This window comes from Acinetobacter sp. AG1 (genome assembly GCF_001005525.1).
Lineage (GTDB): Bacteria > Pseudomonadota > Gammaproteobacteria > Pseudomonadales > Moraxellaceae > Acinetobacter > Acinetobacter modestus.
Window position 1 is genome coordinate 1 of sequence record NZ_LBMZ01000016.1, and the last position, 1661, is coordinate 1661.

A 1661-nucleotide genomic window follows, 5' to 3' on the forward strand; every position below is an offset into this window, starting at 1 on the left:
AACCATATTTGACTGATTACCGCCAAGGCATACTAGCTTACCGCTTGATTTATCTTTACCGATAACAAAGCAAACATGACCACCACCAATACGGGTTTTAACTGCTACGCAACCGTAAGCTGGTTTTGTAAGTTTAGTTCCACCACTTAAATACGCTAAAGCTCGAAACCAATCTTTAGGGAATTTAATGCCTGCGGTTTGTAAACAGTGAGCAACGAAAGTTCCACACCAAGGCGTTTCGTCATCCATCCACCATGCGCCAAGTGCTTTTAACCAGCTTAAAATGGTTGGTGAATGTTTAAATTTGCTTGTATCTTCTTTCAAACCGATATGCTTTCGCGCTTCAGCAATCCAAGGCAATTCAGGATAATTGCTCATTCTTCATTCACCCCTTTAATCTCTTTTTTGACTTCTTTTGCTACTTCAAAAATCGTCGCGTTCTCACGAGAATTGATATAGTTAAAGGTCCAACGAACAATGGCCCAAAAAGGCAATCCGCAACAAAAAATGATTCCACCTAAGGCACACATACCGAACCAGTTTGACGACCAGTCATGTAAGCCAAATCGTTGAACGACAAGTGAACCACCTGCAATACTTCCAACGAGTGTCGTTACAAGGGAAATGACCCATTCTTTTCTTGATCGTGGTTCACGAGTCATGACAACAATCAAATATGCTAAAGACGCTGCAATAGACAAAATTGTGATCAGACCATAGAACTTCACAATTGCTGCTGCCCCCACTCCACTACTTACTGGCTCAGCCATTTTGTAATTCACCTAAGTTTTATTTAGATTTATTTTGAAGGATTGAAATTCTATGATTGAGATGATGTTCCAATAAAAAAACCATCTAAAAATAGATGGTTTTTTCAAGATTTGCTAAATATGGCTTATAGCTGCTAAGCAGAAATAGAATCCGCCATTTTCATCTTCTACAAAAGTCTGATTATCTCCTTGGTTGTGGATAAAGCTGGTATTAGATACGGGTACAAATCTAAATCTATGAGGAACATTATCAATATTTTGCATAAACATTGATCCATCCCAATCCCCTGTTATTTTTCCTGAATAAGAAGTTAGAAGCTGACTTAATGCATTTGAAATTTCACCGACATATGGCTCTGTTTCATCATCGATATAAATCTGCCAATTACCAGTTATGAAAAAGCCTATATTTTCTGTAGCTCCTTCACAACTAATGATTTGAGGGATTTCAGGATCCACAACCACTAGCCCGACACGTAAAACTTGAGCACTAGGAACACCCGTGTCTAAACGATCTTGTACAGCTTGATAATCAATATTTGGAGGCTCATGGCCCAATTGACCGCGAATGTTACCTTGGTGAGTGGTAATTGGATTATCTACACGACCACGCTTAAATCGACCAACAATTAAGGCTGAAGTTAGCCCTTCTTTAGTTTGTGTTCCGGTCTTGTCTACTGTGCCTTGGCTTTGTATGCCAACAGCCTCACCTAATATCTTTGTTGTGTTCATCTTCTAGCGCTTATATTGTTGAAACATTTAATGACTTCATTGCCAAGTTTGAATAATGCATTGTGTCGTTGTGCTTCAATTTCTATTTCTTTTTTTCTCTCGTCCCAAGCATCCGAAGCGTAATAATCTGCTTCAAAACTTACAGGCAAACTTAACGCA

At 39.0% G+C, this 1661-nt stretch carries 2 protein-coding genes and 1 pseudogene; all 3 read right to left on the reverse strand.

Annotated features, from left to right (window positions below; genetic code table 11):
• Positions 1-363, reverse strand: a pseudogene (locus AAV96_RS00110) (TIGR02594 family protein); the annotation flags it as partial.
• Positions 364-374: 11 nt separating this feature from the next.
• Positions 375-770 carry a hypothetical protein gene (locus tag AAV96_RS00115; RefSeq protein WP_046737836.1) on the reverse strand — a complete coding sequence of 132 codons (396 nt, stop codon included), beginning with the start codon at positions 768-770 and terminating at the stop codon, positions 375-377.
• A gap of 114 nt (positions 771-884) precedes the next feature.
• Complete coding sequence (locus AAV96_RS18360) at positions 885-1502, reverse strand: hypothetical protein (protein ID WP_227505807.1); 618 nt, start codon at positions 1500-1502, stop codon at positions 885-887.
• Between the last annotated feature and the right edge of the window lie 159 nt (positions 1503-1661).

What these genes read in the sequence shown, in the direction of transcription:
- AAV96_RS18360 (WP_227505807.1), bottom strand. Translation starts at nt 1,502, where the DNA reads ATGAACACAACAAAGATATTAGGTGAGGCTGTTGGCATACAAAGCCAA.
- AAV96_RS00115 (WP_046737836.1), bottom strand. Translation starts at nt 770, where the DNA reads ATGGCTGAGCCAGTAAGTAGTGGAGTGGGGGCAGCAGCAATTGTGAAG.